A 15,861-nucleotide genomic window follows, 5' to 3' on the forward strand; every position below is an offset into this window, starting at 1 on the left:
CCGCATGACCGCCCTCGCGTCGCGTCCTCCGCGCGGTCACCGCCTGCTTGCCTGGCTGTGGCTGGCGGTGGTGCTCGTCATCGCGGCGCACCAGGCGTGGCTGTGGACGCGACCGGCCGGCGTGCTGGACAGCGACGTGCTCGCGATGCTGCCGCGCGACGAGCGCCGCCCCGCCGTCGCCGCGGCCACGCGCGCGCTGGCCGATGCGGGCGAGCGACGCGTCGTCGTGCTGATCGGCACGAAGGATCCGGCGCAGGCACGCCGTGCGGGCGACGCGTTCGCCGAGGCGCTGGGCAAGGAGGTCGCGCTGCGCTGGCGCGTCGGCGAGGGCGAGCAGGGCGCCTGGCTCAATTTCTACGCACCGTGGCGCGCCGCGCTGCTGACCGAGACGGACCGCCGCGCGCTGCAGACGCAGTCGACCGAAGCGCTCGCCCAGCAGGCGCTGCGCGCGTTGCACCAGCCGGTGGGGCTGCCGCGCATCGGCTCCTGGGCCGAGGACCCGCTGAATCTGCGCGGCCGCTGGCTCGCCGAGCGCGCCGGCATCAGCCGCGTGCGTGTCCAGGACGGGCGACTCACGGTGACCGACGGCGACACGATCTACGCGGTGCTGATGGCCGAATCGACGGCGCCGGCCTTCGCGGTGTCGGCGCAGCGCGCGCTGGTCGCGCGACTTGAAGCCGCAGCGGACGCCGCACGCACCGCGGTGCCGGACTCGCGCGTGCTGATGGGCGGCGTGCCGTTGTTCGCGGCGTCCGCCGCGGCGCAGGCCGAGCGCGAGATCCACACCATCGGCGTCGGCTCGCTGATCGGCATCGTGCTGCTGACGTGGTGCGCGTTCCGCTCGCTGCGGCCGCGCGTGCTGGTGACGCTGTCGATGGCCGTGGGCCTGGCGGCGGCGGTGTCGGTGACGCATGCGCTCTTCGGCGGCCTGCACCTGATCACGCTGGTGTTCGGCGCGACGCTGCTGGGCGTCGCGGAGAACTACGGCAGCAACTACTTCTGCGCCCGCATGGGCCTGCCGCGCGCGGCGCGCTGGGACATGCTGCGGCGGCAGTGGCCGATCGTGAGCCTGGCGATGCTGACGACGGTGATCGCCTACGCGCTGATCGGCATCGCACCGTTCCCCGGACTGCGCCAGATCGCGGTGTTCTCGTCGGCCGGTCTGCTCGGCGCGTTCGTGACCGTGATGCTCTGGTTCCCGTGGCTGGACGGCGAGGCCGCGCCGCCGACGCGTTTCGGCCTGTGGCTCGGCGGCCTGCGCGCCCGCGTGCCCCATGTCGCACTGCGCCGCTGGGCGTCGACGCTGATCATCTTCACGTCGATGTTCATCCTGCTCGGCCTGTATCAGCTCACGCGCAACGACGACATCCGCCAGCTGCAGAGCGCGCCCGCGGCGCTGATCGACCAGCAGCGCGAGGTCGGTCGTGTGATGGGCCTGCCCGGCGTCGCTCGCTTCGTGCTCGTCGAGGGCGAGAGCGAAGAGCAACTGCTGACCCGCGACGAGGCCGTGGTGCGGGCCCTCGGTGCGCTGGGCGTCGAGTCGCAGGCGGTGTCGCAATGGCTGCCGTCACGGCAGGCGCAACGCGACGACGCCGCGCTGATCGCGCGCCGTGTGGCCGAGATCAACGGCGCGCTCGCGACGATGCTCGACGAGACGCTGCCCGCGCCCGCCGCCGTCGCATCGCCGCTGCTGCCGGCACCGTGGCTCGCGTCGGCGGTGTCGGAACCGCTGCGTCACCAATGGCTGGGCCGCGGCGCGGACGGTGCTTGGCGCAGCGCCGTGCTGCTGCGAGGCGGCGATGCGCCGCTGGACGCCGCGCGACTGTCCGCGGCGATCGGTCAGATCCCCGGCGCGGTCTGGGTCGACAAGGTCGGCGAGATCTCCGCGCTGCTCGGCCGCTACGCGTCGCTGTTCGGCGTGATGGTGGTGGCCGGGCATCTGCTGGTGTGGCTCGCGCTGATGCCGCGCTTCGGCCGCCGGGCGTGGCGGGCGCTGGTGCCGACCTCGCTCGCCACGCTGCTCACGCTCGCCGTCTTCGGCATGGCGGGCGTCCCCGTCACGCTGTTCCACCTGCTGCCGCTGCTCATCCTGCTCGGCCTGGGCGTCGACTACGGCATCTTCCTGCTCGAACAACCGGGCCGCCGCGAGATCCAGCCCTTCCTGTCCGTGAGCCTGGCCGCGCTCTCCACGCTGCTGGCCTTCGGCCTGCTGGCGCTGTCCACCACGCCGGCGCTGCGCGCCTTCGGCCTGACGCTGCTGGTCGGCGTCACGCTCGCCTGGTGGCTCACGCCGCTCTTCATGCCCGCGGACGCCGACACCGGCACCGACGCCGACGCTGTCACGCGCCCGGACCAGACCAACGATCCGAGAGGCGCCACCGCGCCCACACCACCTTCATCACAAGGGACTCCATGACCACGACCGCGACCCAGGACACCGCAGCGCACGGTGCCACCGAGGCCATCGACAAGCGCTTCTCCCCGCCCAAGCAGAGCGCCTTCGCCGCGCGCTACGAGGCCCAGAAGATCGCCTTCGGCCCGGTCGTCTTCCAATGCGTGCGCTACGCGTGGAAGCGCGGCATGCTGGAAACGCTGGCCGGCGCCGGTGACGCCGGACTCAGCATGGAACAGCTGGTGGCCGACGGTCGATGGACCGCCTACGCGCTCAAGCTCGCGCTGGAGTCCTGCCTGTCGGCCGGCGTCGTCGAACTGAAGCAGGGCCGCTGGACGCTGGACAAGACCGGCTACTGCCTGATCAGCGACCGCATCACGCAGATCAACATCAACTTCGTCCAGGACGTCTGCTACCAGGGGCTGTTCGACCTGGAGCGCTCGCTCGACGAGGAGCGCCCGCTGGGCCTGGCCCACCTGGGCCCCTGGCCGACGATCTACGAAGGCCTGTCGCAGCTGCAGGAGCCGGCGCGCACGAGCTGGTTCGAGTTCGACCACTTCTACTCCGACACCTCGTTCCCGGACATCCTGCCCGACGTCTTCGCCACCGCGCCCAGGCGCGTGATGGACATCGGCGCCAACACCGGCAAGTTCAGCCGCGCGGCGCTGGCCTACAACGCCGATTTCGAGCTGAACCTGGTGGACCTGCCGCAGCAACTCGAACTGGCCCGCGCCACGCTGACCGAGGCCGGCACCGTCGGCCGCGCGAAGTTCCACGGCCGCGACATGCTCGACGACAACGCCGCGTTGCCCGAAGGCATGGACATCATCTGGATGAGCCAGTTCCTGAGCTGCTTCGGCGAGCCGCAGATCGCCAGCATCTTCCGCCGCGTGGCCGACGCGCTGGCGCCCGGCGGCCAGGTGCTGATCCTGGACACGCTGTGGGACCGTCAGCGCTACGACATCGCCGCGTACTGCCTGATCAACACCTCGCCGTACTTCACCGCGATGGCCAGCGGCAACTCCAAGGTCTACCAGAGCGGCGACTACCTGCGCCTGGCCGCGCAGGCCGGCCTGAAGCTCGTCACGATGCGCGACAACATCGGCTACTGCCACAGCCTGATGCGGCTGACGAAGGCGTGATGCGTCCGATGAGCCTCAGGGGGCTGCACGCGTCGCTCCTCGTCCCGTTCGCCGTGTTCGCCGCGCTCGCGGTGGCGATGACGGGGTGCGCGTCCTCGCGGCTGCCTGCTGCCGCGTCGACGGGAGCGGCGGCGCCGACGTCGGCGTCGGCCTCGGCGCCTGCCAGCGAAGAGACGCCGCTGCCGATGCTGCGGTTGGCCCCTGCGCTGCTCGAGCGCGACGCGAGCCTGAGCCAGCGGCTCACGGTCACGCCGCTGGACGGCAGCGGGCGCGAGCAGCAGGTCGTCGACGTGCAGCTGGAGATCGACCGCGAGGGCCTGCGCCTGGCCGCCTTCGCGATCGGCCAGCGCGTGCTGCTGATGCAGTGGGACGGCCGCGAGCTGAAGACGCAGCGCCATCCGCGCCTGCCCGCCGAGGTCGACGAGCAGCGCATGCTGCGCGACATGACGCTGGTCTACTGGCCCGTGCCCGCGTTGCGCGGCGCGCTGCCGCCGGGCTGGACGCTGCGCGAGACGCCGGGCCGCCGCGAGCTGATCGCGGGCGCGGACGTCGCACACCCGGTCGTCGATGTCGCCGTCTCCGGGGACCTCGCGGGGGACAGCCGGATCGTCATCACCAACCAGCGGGAGCACTATCGGCTCCTGATCGAATCCCGACCTCTGGAGTCCGGCCGATGAGCGTGGCCGCCTATCTGCATGAACTGGGCGTCGTCTGCGCATTGGGCAGCGGCGTCGACGCGCTGCGCGCGGGCGTCTTCGCGTACGCGCCGGGCGGCGTCGCGCCGAACGAGGCGATCTGGCCCGGGCGCACGCTGCACCTCGGCGCGGTGAACGCCGCGCTGCCGCCCGTCGATGCGCGGCCGCTCGCCGAGCGCAGCCGCAACAACGCGCTGCTGCTGGAGGCGCTCGCGCAGATCCGGCCGGCCGTGGACGCCGCGATCGCGCGCTTCGGTGCCGGTCGCATCGGCGTGGTGCTGGGGACCAGTACATCCGGCGTCGGCGAGGCCGAGGCGGCCTGGAACGCCGCGGCGCAGGCCGGTGGCGATGGGTCTCGACTCCCCGAGTCCTTCCACGTCGGCCAGCAGGAGATCGGCGCGCCCGCGCTGATGCTCGCGCGCGAGCTCGGCGCCGCGGGTCCGCGGCACGTGATCTCGACCGCCTGCTCGTCCAGCGCCAAGGCGCTCGCGAGCGCCGCGCGGCTGTTGCGCGCCGGCCTCTGCGACGCGGTCGTCTGCGGTGGCGCGGACTCGCTGTGCCGCTTCACCGTCGCCGGTTTCGCGGCCTTGGACTCGGTCGCGGAGGCACGCTGCAACCCGATGAGCGAATGCCGCGAGGGCATCAACATCGGCGAGGCCGCCGCCCTGTTCCTGATGACGCGCGAGCCCGGCCCGGTGCGACTCGCCGGCTGGGGCGAGACCTCGGACGCGCATCACATCTCGGCGCCCGAACCGGGCGGCACCGGTGCGCTGGCGGCCATGCGCGCCGCGCTGACGCAGGCCGGCCTGGCGCCGTCCGACATCGATTACCTCAACCTCCACGGCACGGCCACGCCGCAGAACGATGCGATGGAGAGCCGCGCGGTCGAGGCGCTGTTCGGGCTCGACCTGCCGTGCAGCTCGACCAAGCCGCTGACCGGCCACACGCTCGGCGCCGCCGGCGCGCTGGAGGCCGCGATCGCCTGGATACACCTGCGCGACAACCCGGACGGCCGCCTCGCGCCACACTGGTGGGATGGCCGCCGCGATCCGGCGCTGCCCGCGATCCGGCTCGCCGTGCCGGGCGAGCGCCTGGGCCGTCCGCCGCGCCACGTGCTGAGCAACTCCTTCGCCTTCGGCGGCAGCAATGCCGCGCTGATCCTGAGCCGACACGATGTCTGAGCCGATGAACCCGTCGAACCCGTCGAATCCGTCTGACGCCGCCTTCGACCTCGTGTTCCCGATGCCGGCCGCCGAGCTGGTGCCGCACGCCGGTCGCATGAGCCTGCTGACGCGCGTGCTGGCCTGCGAGGGCGACCGTCTGGTGGCCGAGGCGGTGCTCGACGGCGACCAGCTCTTTCACGACAGCCAGGGCGAGGGCACCGGCATCGGCGGCTGGATCGGCATCGAGCTGATGGCGCAGGCCGTGGCCGCGTGGGCCGGTGTGCAGGGCCGCGCCCAGGGCGAGGCGCCGCGCATCGGTTTGCTGCTCGGTTGCCGCAAGTACCGCAGCACGCGCGCCCGCTTCGAGGCCGGCGAGACGCTGCGCATCGAGATCGCGCGCGAGTTCCAGGCCGACAACGGACTGGGCCAGTTCGCCTGCGTGGTGCACCTCGCCGGGGATGCGCCGCATTCGCCGGAGGCGCCGCCGCTGGCCCAGGCCCAGCTCACCGTGTTCGGGCCGCCTGATCCGGCGGCTTTCCTGGCCGGCATGGCGCCATGAAAATGGCGTGACGAGGTCCGAAGAGGTCTCGCCCGCCCGACGAGAATTCCAAAGAAGAACGCTTACCCCGCTCCATGAAGAACAACAACGATTCCAACGACACCGTCCTGGTGACCGGCTCCAGCCGGGGCATCGGGCGCGCGGTGGCGCTGCGCCTGGCGCGCGACGGCTACGACGTGGTGGTGCATTGCCGCAGCCGCGTCGAGGAAGCCGACGCCGTCGCCGCCGAGATCACGGCCCTGGGCCGCCAGGCCCGCGTGCTGCAGTTCGACGTCGCGGACCGCGAGGCCGCATCGACCGCGCTGCTGGCCGATGTCGAGGCGCACGGCTGCTACTACGGCGTCGTCTGCAACGCCGGCATCGCCCGGGACGGCGCCTTCCCGGCGCTCAGCGGCGAGGACTGGGACCAGGTCATCCACACCAACCTGGATGCGTTCTACAACGTGCTGCACCCGCTGACGATGCCGCTGGTGCGCCGCCGCAAGCCGGGTCGCATCGTGACGCTGGCTTCCGTGTCGGGTGTCATGGGCAACCGGGGTCAGGTCAATTACAGCGCCAGCAAGGCCGGTATCATCGGCGCCACAAAAGCGCTGGCGGTCGAATTGGCCAGCCGGCAGATCACGGTGAACTGCGTCGCGCCCGGCCTGATCGCCACCGAGATGGTGGACGAGCGGGTCCTCGAGGAAGCGATGAAGCTGATCCCGGCGCAACGCGTCGGGACACCGGAGGAGGTGGCCGCCACGGTGGCCTTCCTGATGGGCAAGGACGCGGCCTACATCACCCGACAGGTGATCTCGGTCAACGGAGGAATGGTGGGATGAGGCGCGTGGTCGTCACGGGCATTGGGGCGATCAGCCCGTTGGGCTGCGATTGGGCCTCGGTGCTGGCCCACCTGCGCAGCCGCCGCAATGCCGTTCAGCACATCGACGAGTGGGACGAGTACGAGGGTCTGAACACCCGCGTCGGCGTGCCCGCCGCACCGTTCCAACTGGACCCGGTCCGCTACAACCGCAAGACCACGCGCAGCATGGGCCGCGTCGCGCTGATGGCGGTGCGTGCGAGCGAGATGGCGCTCGAGCAGGCCGGTCTGCTCGGCGATCCGGTGCTCAAGGGCGGCAAGGTCGGCGTGTCCTACGGATCCTCCGCCGGCACGCCCAAGGCGATCGGCGACTTCGGCCGCATGCTGCTGGAGAAGAGCACCGAGGGCATCAACGCCACGACCTACATCAAGATGATGTCGCACACGGCGCCGGTGAACATCGGCGTCACCTTCGGCCTGACCGGCCGCGTCGTCACGACCAGCAGCGCCTGCACGTCGGGCAGCCAGGGCCTGGGCTACGCCTACGAGATGGTGCGCAGCGGCCAGCAGGTCGCGATGCTGGCCGGCGGCGCGGAGGAACTCGACGCCACCGAGGCGGCGGTCTTCGACACGCTGTTCGCCACCAGCGTCAAGCACAACGACAGCCCGTCGCTGACGCCGCGGCCCTTCGACGTCCACCGCGACGGCCTGGTGCTGGGCGAGGGCGCCTGCACCTTCGTGCTGGAGGACTACGAGCACGCCAAGGCGCGCGGCGCGACGATGCTGGCCGAGGTGATCGGCTTCGGCACCAACAGCGACGGCTGCCACGTCACGCAGCCCAACGCGCCGACGATGGCGCAGGCGATGCGCCTGGCGCTGGAGAGCGCCGGCCTCGATGCGGCCGCGATCCCCTACGTCAATGCGCACGGCACCGCCACCGAGCACGGCGACGTGGCCGAGTCGCGCGCGACGAACGAGGTGTTCGGGCCGAAGGTCGCGATCTCCTCGCTGAAGAGCTACATGGGCCACACGCTGGGCGCGTGCGGCGCGCTCGAAGCGTGGATGACCATCGAGATGATGCGCGAGGGCTGGTTCGCCCCGACGCTCAACCTGACCGAGGTCGACCCGCGCTGCGGCGAGCTGGACTACGTGACCGGCGACGGCCGCGCGCTGCAGACCGACCTCGTGATGAGCAACAACTTCGCGTTCGGCGGCATCAACACGTCGCTGATCTTCCGCCGGATCTGAGGGCCGCGATTGCGGACCCGCCCCCCTCACCACCGTCCTCAAGAAAGGGAATCCATGACCACGAAGAACAAGTACGCCCTCGTCATGAAGCGCTCGCTGGCCGTCGGCGTCGCCGCGCTGGGCCTGGCCGCCGGTGCCGCGCAGGCGCGCGACACGGTGCTGCACATCCCGCTGGCCGACGTGCTGGCCATGCCGGAAGCCGAGGGCAAGCTCGACGGCTCGGTCAAGTTCTTCCTGGCCGGCGCCAAGACGCCCCGCGTCGAGAAGCGCATGGGGTCGGACAGCTCCAACCAGAAGACCAATGGCATCGGCAAGTCCGACGAGTTCGGCTGCAAGTGGGCCGCCCTGAGCGCGCTGATCCAGTTCCAGAACAGCGCCAAACGCCAAGGCGCCAACGCCGTGGTCGACATGGTCAGCTACTACAAGAAGAACGAGACCCGCAGCGACACCACCTTCGAATGCCATGCCGGCGGCGTGATCATCGGCGTCGCGCTCAAGGGCACGTACGCCAAGGTTGCCAACTGATCGGAGGGTCGACATGAAGCGTTTCCTGATTGCCGCCGCGCTGATCGCGGCCACCACGCTGTCGCAGGCGCGCGATTCCGTGCCGATGGTGGAACCCGGGCGGACCACCATCACCAACATCGACGGCCGGACGCCCGGGGTCGAGCTCATGAGGAAGTCCATCGTCGAGGGCAGCGCCAAGCGCGGCTGGCGGCCTGGCAAGGAAGAGCCCGGTCGGATCGAGCTCGTCTACACGAAGGACAACGGCCGCATCGAGTGCGTCATCGCCGTGGCCTATGACGCGGACAGCCTGCAGATGAGCTACGTGTCCAGCCGCGAGCTGGGCTATGAAGTCAAGGACGGTGTTCCTCAGATCCATCCCAACTACAACAAGTGGCTGCCGTCCCTGACCAAGGACATCCAAGCCGCGGCGCGCCGTTGAGCGCGCGCCGTTTTCCTTTTCTCAACCACAACAACGACTTTTCAGGGAGTTCTCCATGCGTCGTCATTTCCTTCGCGTCTTCGCGATCGCCGGCCTGATGGGCCTTGCCGCCCTGCAGGGCTGCGCCACCCGGGTCAAGGCCACCGCGCTCGACAACCCGCCGCCCACGGAAGCCTTCAAGGCCTTCGGCCGCATCGAAGTGCAGCCGCTGCGCGTGGCGGACGGCATCAAGGCCAGCCCGACGGGCGTGGCCAAGATCCAGGAGAACCTGACCAAGGATCTGTCCACCGCGCTGCCCGAGTGGAACGCCGGCCCGGACAACGGCCGCAAGCTGACCATCCTGCCAGTGCTCGAGCAGCTGCAGTTCACGCACGGCGCCAAGCGCATCCTGCTGGGACCGCTGGCCGGCAGCTCGGGCGTGCTGCTGCGTCTGCGCATCATCGACGACAAGGGCCGCGTGGTCGCGACGCCGGAGTTCTTCCAGCGCGCCGACGCCATGGCCGCTGGCTTCGTGATGGGCGTGCATGACAACATCATGCTGACCCGTGTCGCCAACCTGGCCAGCGGCTACGTGCTGGCGAACTACAGCGTCGCCAAGGGCGGCCCGACCGGCGCGGACGACAAGGCGCTCGCTCCCGCCACTGCCACCGCCAAGTGACGAGGATGGCGGCAGGCGGTCAAAGTCGCGTGTCGCCGCCGTTCCTTCGCCTGGCGCTGACGACGCGGACCGGTCTGTCCGGTCCGCCGCTGTCGCCCGAAGACCTGCTGCCGGGCGAGCGCGCCCGGCTCGCGGGACGCCGCAACGACGACGCGCGGGAGCGCTTCGTCGAAGGACGTCGGTTGCTGCGGCAACTGACGGCCGTTCCTCCCGACATCGATGCCGACGGACGCAGCACGCTGCCGTCCGGGCACATCAACCTGTCCCACAGCGGCGACTGGCTGTTCGCCGGTGCTTGCGCGCTGCCGATCGGCGTCGACCTCGAAGTGCTGCGACCACGTCGCGGCGATCTGCTCGCGTTGTCACGGCAGGTGCATGGCGACGCGCAATGCGCGGAGATCGAGCGTCTGCAGACCCTGGGCCGCGACGCCGATGCGCTCGCGGTCTTCTACGGCTGGTGGACGCTCAAGGAAGCCTGGCTGAAGTGCCGGGGCCGTGGCCTCGACTTCGCGCAGATGCGTGCGCTCGACTTCCTCCCGCTCGACGACGTCGGCGTGTCGGCCAATGCCGATGCAGATACCGACGGGCCTCGCGCGGACTGCGCCTGCGCCCGCGCGGAAGGCCTTGGCCTGATGCTCGCCGTCGTCGTGGAGGGCGCTCTCCCGGGGCGCGGTCTGCACCCGCATGACCTTCCCGAGGAGATGGCCGGCGAACCGCTGCGCTGGCAACTCCTAGAATCGCGGCCCTCCGCCTGAAGTTGTTGTCGCCCATGTCGTCCACCCCCATCGCCATCACCCGTCACCAGGGCCTCGAAGCCCTTGAACTCCGCGCCCCCGGCGGCGCCCGCGCGACGCTGCTGCTGCACGGCGCCCATCTGGTGTCGTGGGTGCCCGCCGGCGCCGATGAGCAGCTCTTTCTGTCGCCGAAGAGCGCCTTCGCCACCGGCCAGGCGATCCGCGGCGGCGTGCCGGTGATCTTTCCGCAGTTTGCGACCCGCGGCCCGCTGCAGCGCCACGGCTTCGCGCGCGGCAAGCCCTGGCAGCTGGTCAGCGCCGAGTCGGGCAAGGAAGACGCGCTCGCCGTCCTGCGCCTGAGCGACGACAACGCCACCCGCATGGTCTGGCCGCATGCCTTCGAGGCCGAGATCAGCATCCGCATCGCCGGCCGCGCGCTGCAGATCGAGCTTGCCTGCGAGAACAAGGGCGACGCGCCGCTGTCCTTCACCGCTGCGCTGCACACCTACCTGCGGCTGACGCAGATCATGTCGGCCTCGGTGCAAGGACTGTCGGGTCTGGCGTATTGGGACTCCGCCGCCGAACGCGCGGGCACCCAGCACGAAGACCTGCTGCGTCTGGACGGCGAGATGGATCGCATCTACCAGGACGCCCGGCACGACCTGACCCTGCGCGACGGCGACCGCCGCGTGGCGATCCGCCAGCAGGGCTTCACCGACGCCGTGATCTGGAATCCCGGTCAGGAGAAGGGCGACGCGCTCGCCGACATGCCCGAGGGCGGCTGGAAGCAGATGCTGTGCGTCGAGGCCGCGCAGGTGCTCAAGCCGATCGAGCTGCCGCCGGGCGAGACCTGGGCGGGGATGCAGACGCTCGAACTGCTCTGATCCGCCGCATCGGCGCATCGCCGTAGCAGCGCAGCAGCAGCACGGCGGCCGCGGCGCCACCCCCGCGTTGGCGGTGATGCGCGGTAAGCTGGCCCGTCCTTCACGGCACGGAGACAGCATGGCCGACAAGAAGTCCAAGAGCGGTGGCAAGCGCAGCGACGACAGGAGCAGCGCCAAAGGCAGCAGCGACAAGGGCAGCAACGACAAGGGCAGCGGCAAGAACGGCAAGCTGTCGAAGTCGGACTACCTGGACCGCCTGCAGCCGATGCAGGTCGAGCTCAACAACCTCGCGCGCTGGCTGCAGCACACGCGCAAGCGGCTGCTGATCATCGTCGAGGGCCGCGACACTGCCGGGAAGGGCGGCGTCATCAGCGCGATCTCCGAGACGCTGAGTCCGCGCCAGTGCCGCACCGTCGCGCTGGGCAAACCCAGCGAGCGCGAGCAGGGCGAGTGGTACTTCCAGCGTTACCTGACGCACCTGCCGTCGGCGGGGGAGATCGTGCTCTTCGACCGCAGCTGGTACAACCGCGCCGGCGTCGAGGCGGTGATGGGCTTCTGCACGCCGCAGCAGACGGAGGACTTCCTGAAGCAGGCGCCGGTGCTGGAGCGTCTGCTCGTCGACGACGGCGTGCTGCTGTTCAAGTACTGGCTGACGGTCGATCAGCAGCAGCAGGAAGAGCGCTTCGCCGAGCGCGCCGAGGATCCGCTGAAGCAGTGGAAGCTCTCGCCGATCGACCTCGAGGCGCGACAGCATTACGAGGACTACGGCCGCGCGCGCGACCGCATGCTCGAACACACGCACACGAAGCAGGCGCCCTGGACGCTGGTCGACTTCAACGATCAACGCCGCGGCCGCCTGACCGTGATCCGCCATCTGCTGGACCATCTGCCGGACGTCACCGTGCCGGCGAAGGAACTGAAGTTCCCGCCGATGAAGGGCGGTCTGAAGGAAGAGCGCTTCGGCTGGAAGCTCAGGCCGATCAAGAGCCTTTGAATCTCAGAGCACCACGACGGCGTCCGGCAGCTCGTTGCGCGGCACCGCGCCGGCTTCGGGCGGGAAGTGCTGCGCCAGCAGCGCCTCGACGGCACGGATCGCTTCCACCAGCCCCTGCTCGAACTGACCGCCGCGCAGCGACTCCCGCAGCCCGTCGACGATGGGCTGCCATTGCGCCGCGCTGACGCGCCGGTTCAATCCGCGGTCCGCGACGATCTCGATCGCGTGCTCCGCGAGCAGCAGATAGATGAGCACGCCGTTGTTGTGCTCGGTGTCCCAGACGCGCAGCTTGCCGAACAGCGCCAGTGCGCGCTGCCGCGCCGTCAGGCCGCGCCACAGGTAGCTGATCGGCAGGCTGGCTTCCACGCACAGACGGATCTCGCCGGCGTGGCTCAGCTCGCTCTCGGTGACCCGTGCGGACAGGCGCGCCAGCGCCGCGGCCGGCAGCACGCGCCGCACGTCGGCCTCGTCCCAGAAGCGGTGGCGGAAGAAGCGCCCCAGCCGGCTCGTGTCGCCGGCGTGGCGGACGTCGTGATCGGTGGGTCGTTCCATCACCAGTCTCCCGAAGCGCCGCCGCCGCCGAAGTCGCCGCCGCCGCCGGACGAGAAGCCACCGCCGTCGCTGCCGCCACCCCAACTGCCGCCGCCGTCGCCACCACCGCCGCCCCAGATGATCGGCGGCGAGATGCCCCCGGACCCATGGGCGCTGCGCCGGTAACCACTGTAGGAAGGACTCGCACTGCGCCGTCGCGCCGCGCCGATGCCGAGCACGCCGACCAGGATCAGCGACGCGACCGCCGCGCCGGCACCCAGCAGCAGGCTGTTGCTCAGGCCCCAGCCGACGGCGCCCGCGCCGACGCCGGTGAACAGGCTGCCGATCTTGCGGCCGAAGATCGAGGTCAGCACCGCGCCCACCAGCGGCACGGCGAGGAAGGCGATCATCGCGATCTCGCCGATGTCGATGTTGTGGCCGCCGCCGGACTTCGATGACCGCGGCGTCGGCGCCGGCAGGTGCTCGCCGCGGATGCGCGCCTGCAGCGAGTCGATCGCGCGGTTCAGTCCCCCGGCGTAGTCGCCGGCCTTGAACGCGGGCGTGATGTCGCGCTCGATGATCTGCCGGGCGGCGAGGTCGGGCACCGCGCCCTCGAGCGCCTTGGCCGTCTGGATGTTGATGCGCCGGTCATCCTTCGCGACGATGACCAGCAGCCCGTCGCCGACGTCGCGGCGGCCGATCTTCCACTGGTCGCCGAGGCGCTGCGCGAACGCGGCGATGTCCTCCGGCGCGGTGGTGCGCACCATCAGCACCACGATCTGCGGGCCGGCCTCGCGCTCGAAGGCGGCCAGCTTCGCGTCGAGCGCCTCGCGCTGCGCGGCGCTCAGCGTCCCGGTCTGGTCGATGACGCGGCCGCTGAGCGGCGGTATCGGCTGGACGTCCTGCGCCCGCGCGCGCGGCAGCATGCCGACACTCATCAGCAGGCCGAAGAAGACCAGCGCCAGCAACCGCCACACGTGTCGCGACAAGTGATGCGACGACAGCCGCCGGTGCGGCAACGGGAGCGAGGCCGCCCGCATGCGCGGGGCCTCAGTTCGACGCGGGCGAGGCCGCCGGGGCCGGGACCGGCGTTGTCGTCGCCGGCTTGTCGAAACTCACCGTCGGCGGCGCGGAGATCGCCGCCTCGTTCTGCACGGTGAAGTTGGGCTTGGTGTCGTAGCCGAAGACCTTCGCCGTCAGGTTGGTCGGGAAGCGGCGGGTCAGCACGTTGTATTCCTGCACCGACTTGATGTAACGGTTGCGTGCAACGGTGATGCGGTTCTCCGTGCCCTCGAGCTGCACGCGCAGGTCGCGGAAGCCCTGGTTGGCCTGCAGCTGCGGGTAGCGTTCGCTGACGACCATCAGCCGGCTCAGCGCGCCGGAGAGCTCGCCCTGCGCGGCCTGGAACTTCTGCAGCGCGGCGGGGTCGCGCGCCAGTTCGGGCGTGACCTGGATGCTGGTGGCCTTGGCGCGCGCCTCGACAACCTTGGTCAGCGTGTCCTGCTCGAAGCTGGCTTCGCCCTTCACCGTGTTGACGATGTTGGGGATCAGGTCGCTGCGGCGCTGGTACTGGCTGAGCACCTCGGACCAGCTGGCGTTGACCTGCTCGTCCAGGCTCTGGAACTCGTTGTAGCCGCAGCCGGTGAGCGCCATCGGCGCGCCCACGATCAGCGCGGCGGCCGCAGTGGCGCGGAGCGACGAGCGAATGGCGTTGAATGGGCGGGACAGGGTCGAAGTCATCAGCGGATCCTCCTAGTGCGCAGCGGCATATCGTGTGCCGGGTCCCGGAATTCAAGAGCGGGGGGCCCGAGCATAATCCCCTCCCCATGAGCGCCCCCCTTCAGAACGACGTCTTCCTGCGCGCCTGCCTGCGCGAACCCACCGAGTACACCCCCGTCTGGCTGATGCGTCAGGCGGGCCGCTACCTGCCCGAGTACCGCGACACGCGTGCCAAGGCGGGCAGCTTCATGGGGCTGGCCACCAACAAGGACTATGCGACCGAGGTCACCCTCCAGCCGCTGGAGCGCTATCCGCTGGATGCGGCGATCCTGTTCAGCGACATCCTGACCGTGCCGGACGCGATGGGCCTGGGCCTGTCGTTCGCGCAGGGCGAGGGTCCGAAGTTCGAGAAGGTCGTCCGCGACGAGGCCGCCGTGAACGCGCTGGCCGTGCCGGACATGGACAAGCTGCGCTACGTCTTCGACGCGGTGACCTCGATCCGGACCGCGCTGAACGGCCGCGTGCCGCTGATCGGTTTCTCCGGCAGCCCGTGGACGCTGGCCTGCTACATGGTCGAGGGCGGCGGCTCCGACGACTACCGCCACGTCAAGAGCCTGATGTACGCGCGTCCCGACCTGATGCACCGCATCCTGTCGATCAACGCCGATGCGGTCGCCGCCTACCTGAACGCGCAGATCGAGGCCGGCGCCCAGGCGGTGATGGTGTTCGATTCCTGGGGCGGCGTGCTGGCCGACGGCCAGTTCCAGCAGTTCAGCCTGGCGTATTCGCGCCGCGTGCTGTCGCAGCTCAAGGGCGAACACGACGGCCGCCGCATCCCCAAGCTGCTGTTCACCAAGGGCGGTGGACTGTGGCTGGACGAGATCGCCACGGCCGGCGCCGACGTCGTCGGCCTGGACTGGACGGTCAACCTCGGCCGCGCGCGGGCGCAGGTGCAGGACCGCGTCGCGCTGCAAGGCAACCTCGATCCGAACGTCCTGTTCGCGCCGCCGGCCGCGGTGCGCGAGCAGGCGCGCGCGGTGCTGGACAGCTTCGGCGCGCCGCAGCGCGCGGACGGCGGCTGGGGCGGACACGTGTTCAACCTGGGCCACGGCATCAGCCAGTTCACGCCGCCGGAAAGCGTCGCCGAACTGGTCGACGAAGTGCATAAGCATTCGCGCAAACTGCGCAAGGGCACGGCGTAGTTATCCCCAAATTCGTGCATGTCACCGAAACGCAGCACATGCGTGGCATCGGAGCTAGGGCTTTCCCCGATGGGCGCGTAAGTTGTTGATTTCAAAGGGGTGTCCGCGTTTCCCCGGAATTTGACGCCCGAGAGGCGCCGCGGCGCCAATCCGGGCGGCCCCAGAAAAGCCAGCGCGTTTCCCACAAAGTTATCC

Annotated in this window: 17 protein-coding genes; 14 read left to right on the plus strand and 3 right to left on the minus strand. The window is 70.4% G+C overall.

All coding sequences use genetic code 11. The features are described from left to right. Window positions 1-4: 4 nt before the first annotated feature. The 13 genes from AC1VNM_RS23935 to ppk2 all read left to right on the plus strand — a co-directional run bounded on the left by AC1VNM_RS23935 (window position 5) and on the right by ppk2 (window position 12,214). A complete protein-coding gene (locus AC1VNM_RS23935) occupies window positions 5-2,416 on the plus strand; it encodes an MMPL family transporter (protein WP_483108562.1) in 2,412 nt (803 codons plus the stop codon). After that, window positions 2,413-3,534, plus strand: a complete 1,122-nt coding sequence (locus AC1VNM_RS23940) for a class I SAM-dependent methyltransferase (protein ID WP_377158311.1) — start codon at window positions 2,413-2,415, stop codon at window positions 3,532-3,534. The genes AC1VNM_RS23935 and AC1VNM_RS23940 overlap by 4 nt, the downstream gene beginning before the upstream one ends. Before the next feature lie 8 nt (window positions 3,535-3,542). Continuing rightward, a complete protein-coding gene (locus tag AC1VNM_RS23945; RefSeq protein WP_483108563.1) occupies window positions 3,543-4,211 on the plus strand; it encodes a DUF3261 domain-containing protein in 669 nt (222 codons plus the stop codon). Between the two features lie 2 nt (window positions 4,212-4,213). Further along, window positions 4,214-5,410, plus strand: coding sequence for a beta-ketoacyl-ACP synthase (locus tag AC1VNM_RS23950; RefSeq protein WP_483109323.1), 1,197 nt, complete (start codon window positions 4,214-4,216; stop codon window positions 5,408-5,410). Then, window positions 5,403-5,951: a hotdog family protein gene (locus tag AC1VNM_RS23955; protein ID WP_483108564.1), complete on the plus strand. Its 549-nt coding sequence runs from the start codon at window positions 5,403-5,405 to the stop codon at window positions 5,949-5,951. The genes AC1VNM_RS23950 and AC1VNM_RS23955 overlap by 8 nt, the downstream gene beginning before the upstream one ends. A gap of 74 nt (window positions 5,952-6,025) precedes the next feature. Continuing rightward, entirely contained in the window at window positions 6,026-6,772 is a 747-nt protein-coding gene (gene fabG / locus AC1VNM_RS23960; protein WP_377158305.1) for a 3-oxoacyl-ACP reductase FabG, read from the plus strand. Next, the gene (locus AC1VNM_RS23965; protein ID WP_483108565.1) at window positions 6,769-7,998 is read left to right on the plus strand and encodes a beta-ketoacyl-ACP synthase; all 1,230 of its coding nucleotides are present in this window, start codon (window positions 6,769-6,771) and stop codon (window positions 7,996-7,998) included. Before fabG ends, AC1VNM_RS23965 begins: the two co-directional genes overlap by 4 nt. A 54-nt stretch (window positions 7,999-8,052) precedes the next feature. Further along, the gene (locus AC1VNM_RS23970) at window positions 8,053-8,523 is read left to right on the plus strand and encodes an excinuclease ATPase subunit (RefSeq protein WP_483108566.1); all 471 of its coding nucleotides are present in this window, start codon (window positions 8,053-8,055) and stop codon (window positions 8,521-8,523) included. A gap of 13 nt (window positions 8,524-8,536) precedes the next feature. After that, entirely contained in the window at window positions 8,537-8,944 is a 408-nt protein-coding gene (locus AC1VNM_RS23975; protein ID WP_377158300.1) for a hypothetical protein, read from the plus strand. Between the two features lie 55 nt (window positions 8,945-8,999). Beyond that, on the plus strand, window positions 9,000-9,602 hold the full coding sequence (locus AC1VNM_RS23980; RefSeq protein ID WP_483108567.1) for a hypothetical protein: 603 nt from the start codon (window positions 9,000-9,002) through the stop codon (window positions 9,600-9,602). A 29-nt stretch (window positions 9,603-9,631) separates the two neighbouring features. Beyond that, window positions 9,632-10,357, plus strand: a complete 726-nt coding sequence (locus AC1VNM_RS23985; protein ID WP_483108568.1) for a 4'-phosphopantetheinyl transferase family protein — start codon at window positions 9,632-9,634, stop codon at window positions 10,355-10,357. 14 nt (window positions 10,358-10,371) lie between these two features. Next, window positions 10,372-11,220 carry a D-hexose-6-phosphate mutarotase gene (locus AC1VNM_RS23990; RefSeq protein ID WP_483108569.1) on the plus strand — a complete coding sequence of 283 codons (849 nt, stop codon included), beginning with the start codon at window positions 10,372-10,374 and terminating at the stop codon, window positions 11,218-11,220. Window positions 11,221-11,338: 118 nt separating this feature from the next. After that, complete coding sequence (ppk2, locus tag AC1VNM_RS23995; protein WP_483108570.1) at window positions 11,339-12,214, plus strand: polyphosphate kinase 2; 876 nt, start codon at window positions 11,339-11,341, stop codon at window positions 12,212-12,214. Between the two features lie 3 nt (window positions 12,215-12,217). Here ppk2 and AC1VNM_RS24000 read toward each other — a convergent pair whose 3' ends face one another. From AC1VNM_RS24000 to AC1VNM_RS24010, 3 genes are read right to left on the minus strand one after another with little or no spacing between them, the layout of a single operon-like run. After that, window positions 12,218-12,766 (minus strand): TPM domain-containing protein, encoded by a 549-nt coding sequence (locus AC1VNM_RS24000; protein WP_483108571.1) that lies wholly within the window; start codon window positions 12,764-12,766, stop codon window positions 12,218-12,220. After that, window positions 12,766-13,785 carry a TPM domain-containing protein gene (locus AC1VNM_RS24005; protein WP_483108572.1) on the minus strand — a complete coding sequence of 340 codons (1,020 nt, stop codon included), beginning with the start codon at window positions 13,783-13,785 and terminating at the stop codon, window positions 12,766-12,768. Before AC1VNM_RS24005 ends, AC1VNM_RS24000 begins: the two co-directional genes overlap by 1 nt. A 10-nt stretch (window positions 13,786-13,795) precedes the next feature. Then, window positions 13,796-14,485, minus strand: a complete 690-nt coding sequence (locus AC1VNM_RS24010) for a LemA family protein (RefSeq protein ID WP_483108573.1) — start codon at window positions 14,483-14,485, stop codon at window positions 13,796-13,798. A gap of 86 nt (window positions 14,486-14,571) precedes the next feature. On the opposite strand from AC1VNM_RS24010, the gene hemE reads away from it, so the two are divergent. Next, a complete protein-coding gene (gene hemE / locus AC1VNM_RS24015) occupies window positions 14,572-15,666 on the plus strand; it encodes a uroporphyrinogen decarboxylase (RefSeq protein ID WP_483108574.1) in 1,095 nt (364 codons plus the stop codon). Window positions 15,667-15,861: the final 195 nt, after the last annotated feature.

The organism is Mitsuaria sp. MSU3D (assembly GCF_056867975.1).

Coding starts and splice junctions, on each gene's coding strand:
- hemE (WP_483108574.1), top strand. CDS start 14,572: ATGAGCGCCCCCCTTCAGAACGACGTCTTCCTGCGCGCCTGCCTGCGC.
- AC1VNM_RS24005 (WP_483108572.1), bottom strand. CDS start 13,785: ATGCGGGCGGCCTCGCTCCCGTTGCCGCACCGGCGGCTGTCGTCGCAT.
- AC1VNM_RS23955 (WP_483108564.1), top strand. CDS start 5,403: ATGTCTGAGCCGATGAACCCGTCGAACCCGTCGAATCCGTCTGACGCC.
- AC1VNM_RS23965 (WP_483108565.1), top strand. CDS start 6,769: ATGAGGCGCGTGGTCGTCACGGGCATTGGGGCGATCAGCCCGTTGGGC.
- fabG (WP_377158305.1), top strand. CDS start 6,026: ATGAAGAACAACAACGATTCCAACGACACCGTCCTGGTGACCGGCTCC.
- AC1VNM_RS24000 (WP_483108571.1), bottom strand. CDS start 12,766: ATGGAACGACCCACCGATCACGACGTCCGCCACGCCGGCGACACGAGC.
- AC1VNM_RS23945 (WP_483108563.1), top strand. CDS start 3,543: ATGAGCCTCAGGGGGCTGCACGCGTCGCTCCTCGTCCCGTTCGCCGTG.
- AC1VNM_RS23935 (WP_483108562.1), top strand. CDS start 5: ATGACCGCCCTCGCGTCGCGTCCTCCGCGCGGTCACCGCCTGCTTGCC.
- AC1VNM_RS23990 (WP_483108569.1), top strand. CDS start 10,372: ATGTCGTCCACCCCCATCGCCATCACCCGTCACCAGGGCCTCGAAGCC.
- AC1VNM_RS23980 (WP_483108567.1), top strand. CDS start 9,000: ATGCGTCGTCATTTCCTTCGCGTCTTCGCGATCGCCGGCCTGATGGGC.
- AC1VNM_RS23940 (WP_377158311.1), top strand. CDS start 2,413: ATGACCACGACCGCGACCCAGGACACCGCAGCGCACGGTGCCACCGAG.
- ppk2 (WP_483108570.1), top strand. CDS start 11,339: ATGGCCGACAAGAAGTCCAAGAGCGGTGGCAAGCGCAGCGACGACAGG.
- AC1VNM_RS24010 (WP_483108573.1), bottom strand. CDS start 14,485: ATGACTTCGACCCTGTCCCGCCCATTCAACGCCATTCGCTCGTCGCTC.
- AC1VNM_RS23975 (WP_377158300.1), top strand. CDS start 8,537: ATGAAGCGTTTCCTGATTGCCGCCGCGCTGATCGCGGCCACCACGCTG.
- AC1VNM_RS23970 (WP_483108566.1), top strand. CDS start 8,053: ATGACCACGAAGAACAAGTACGCCCTCGTCATGAAGCGCTCGCTGGCC.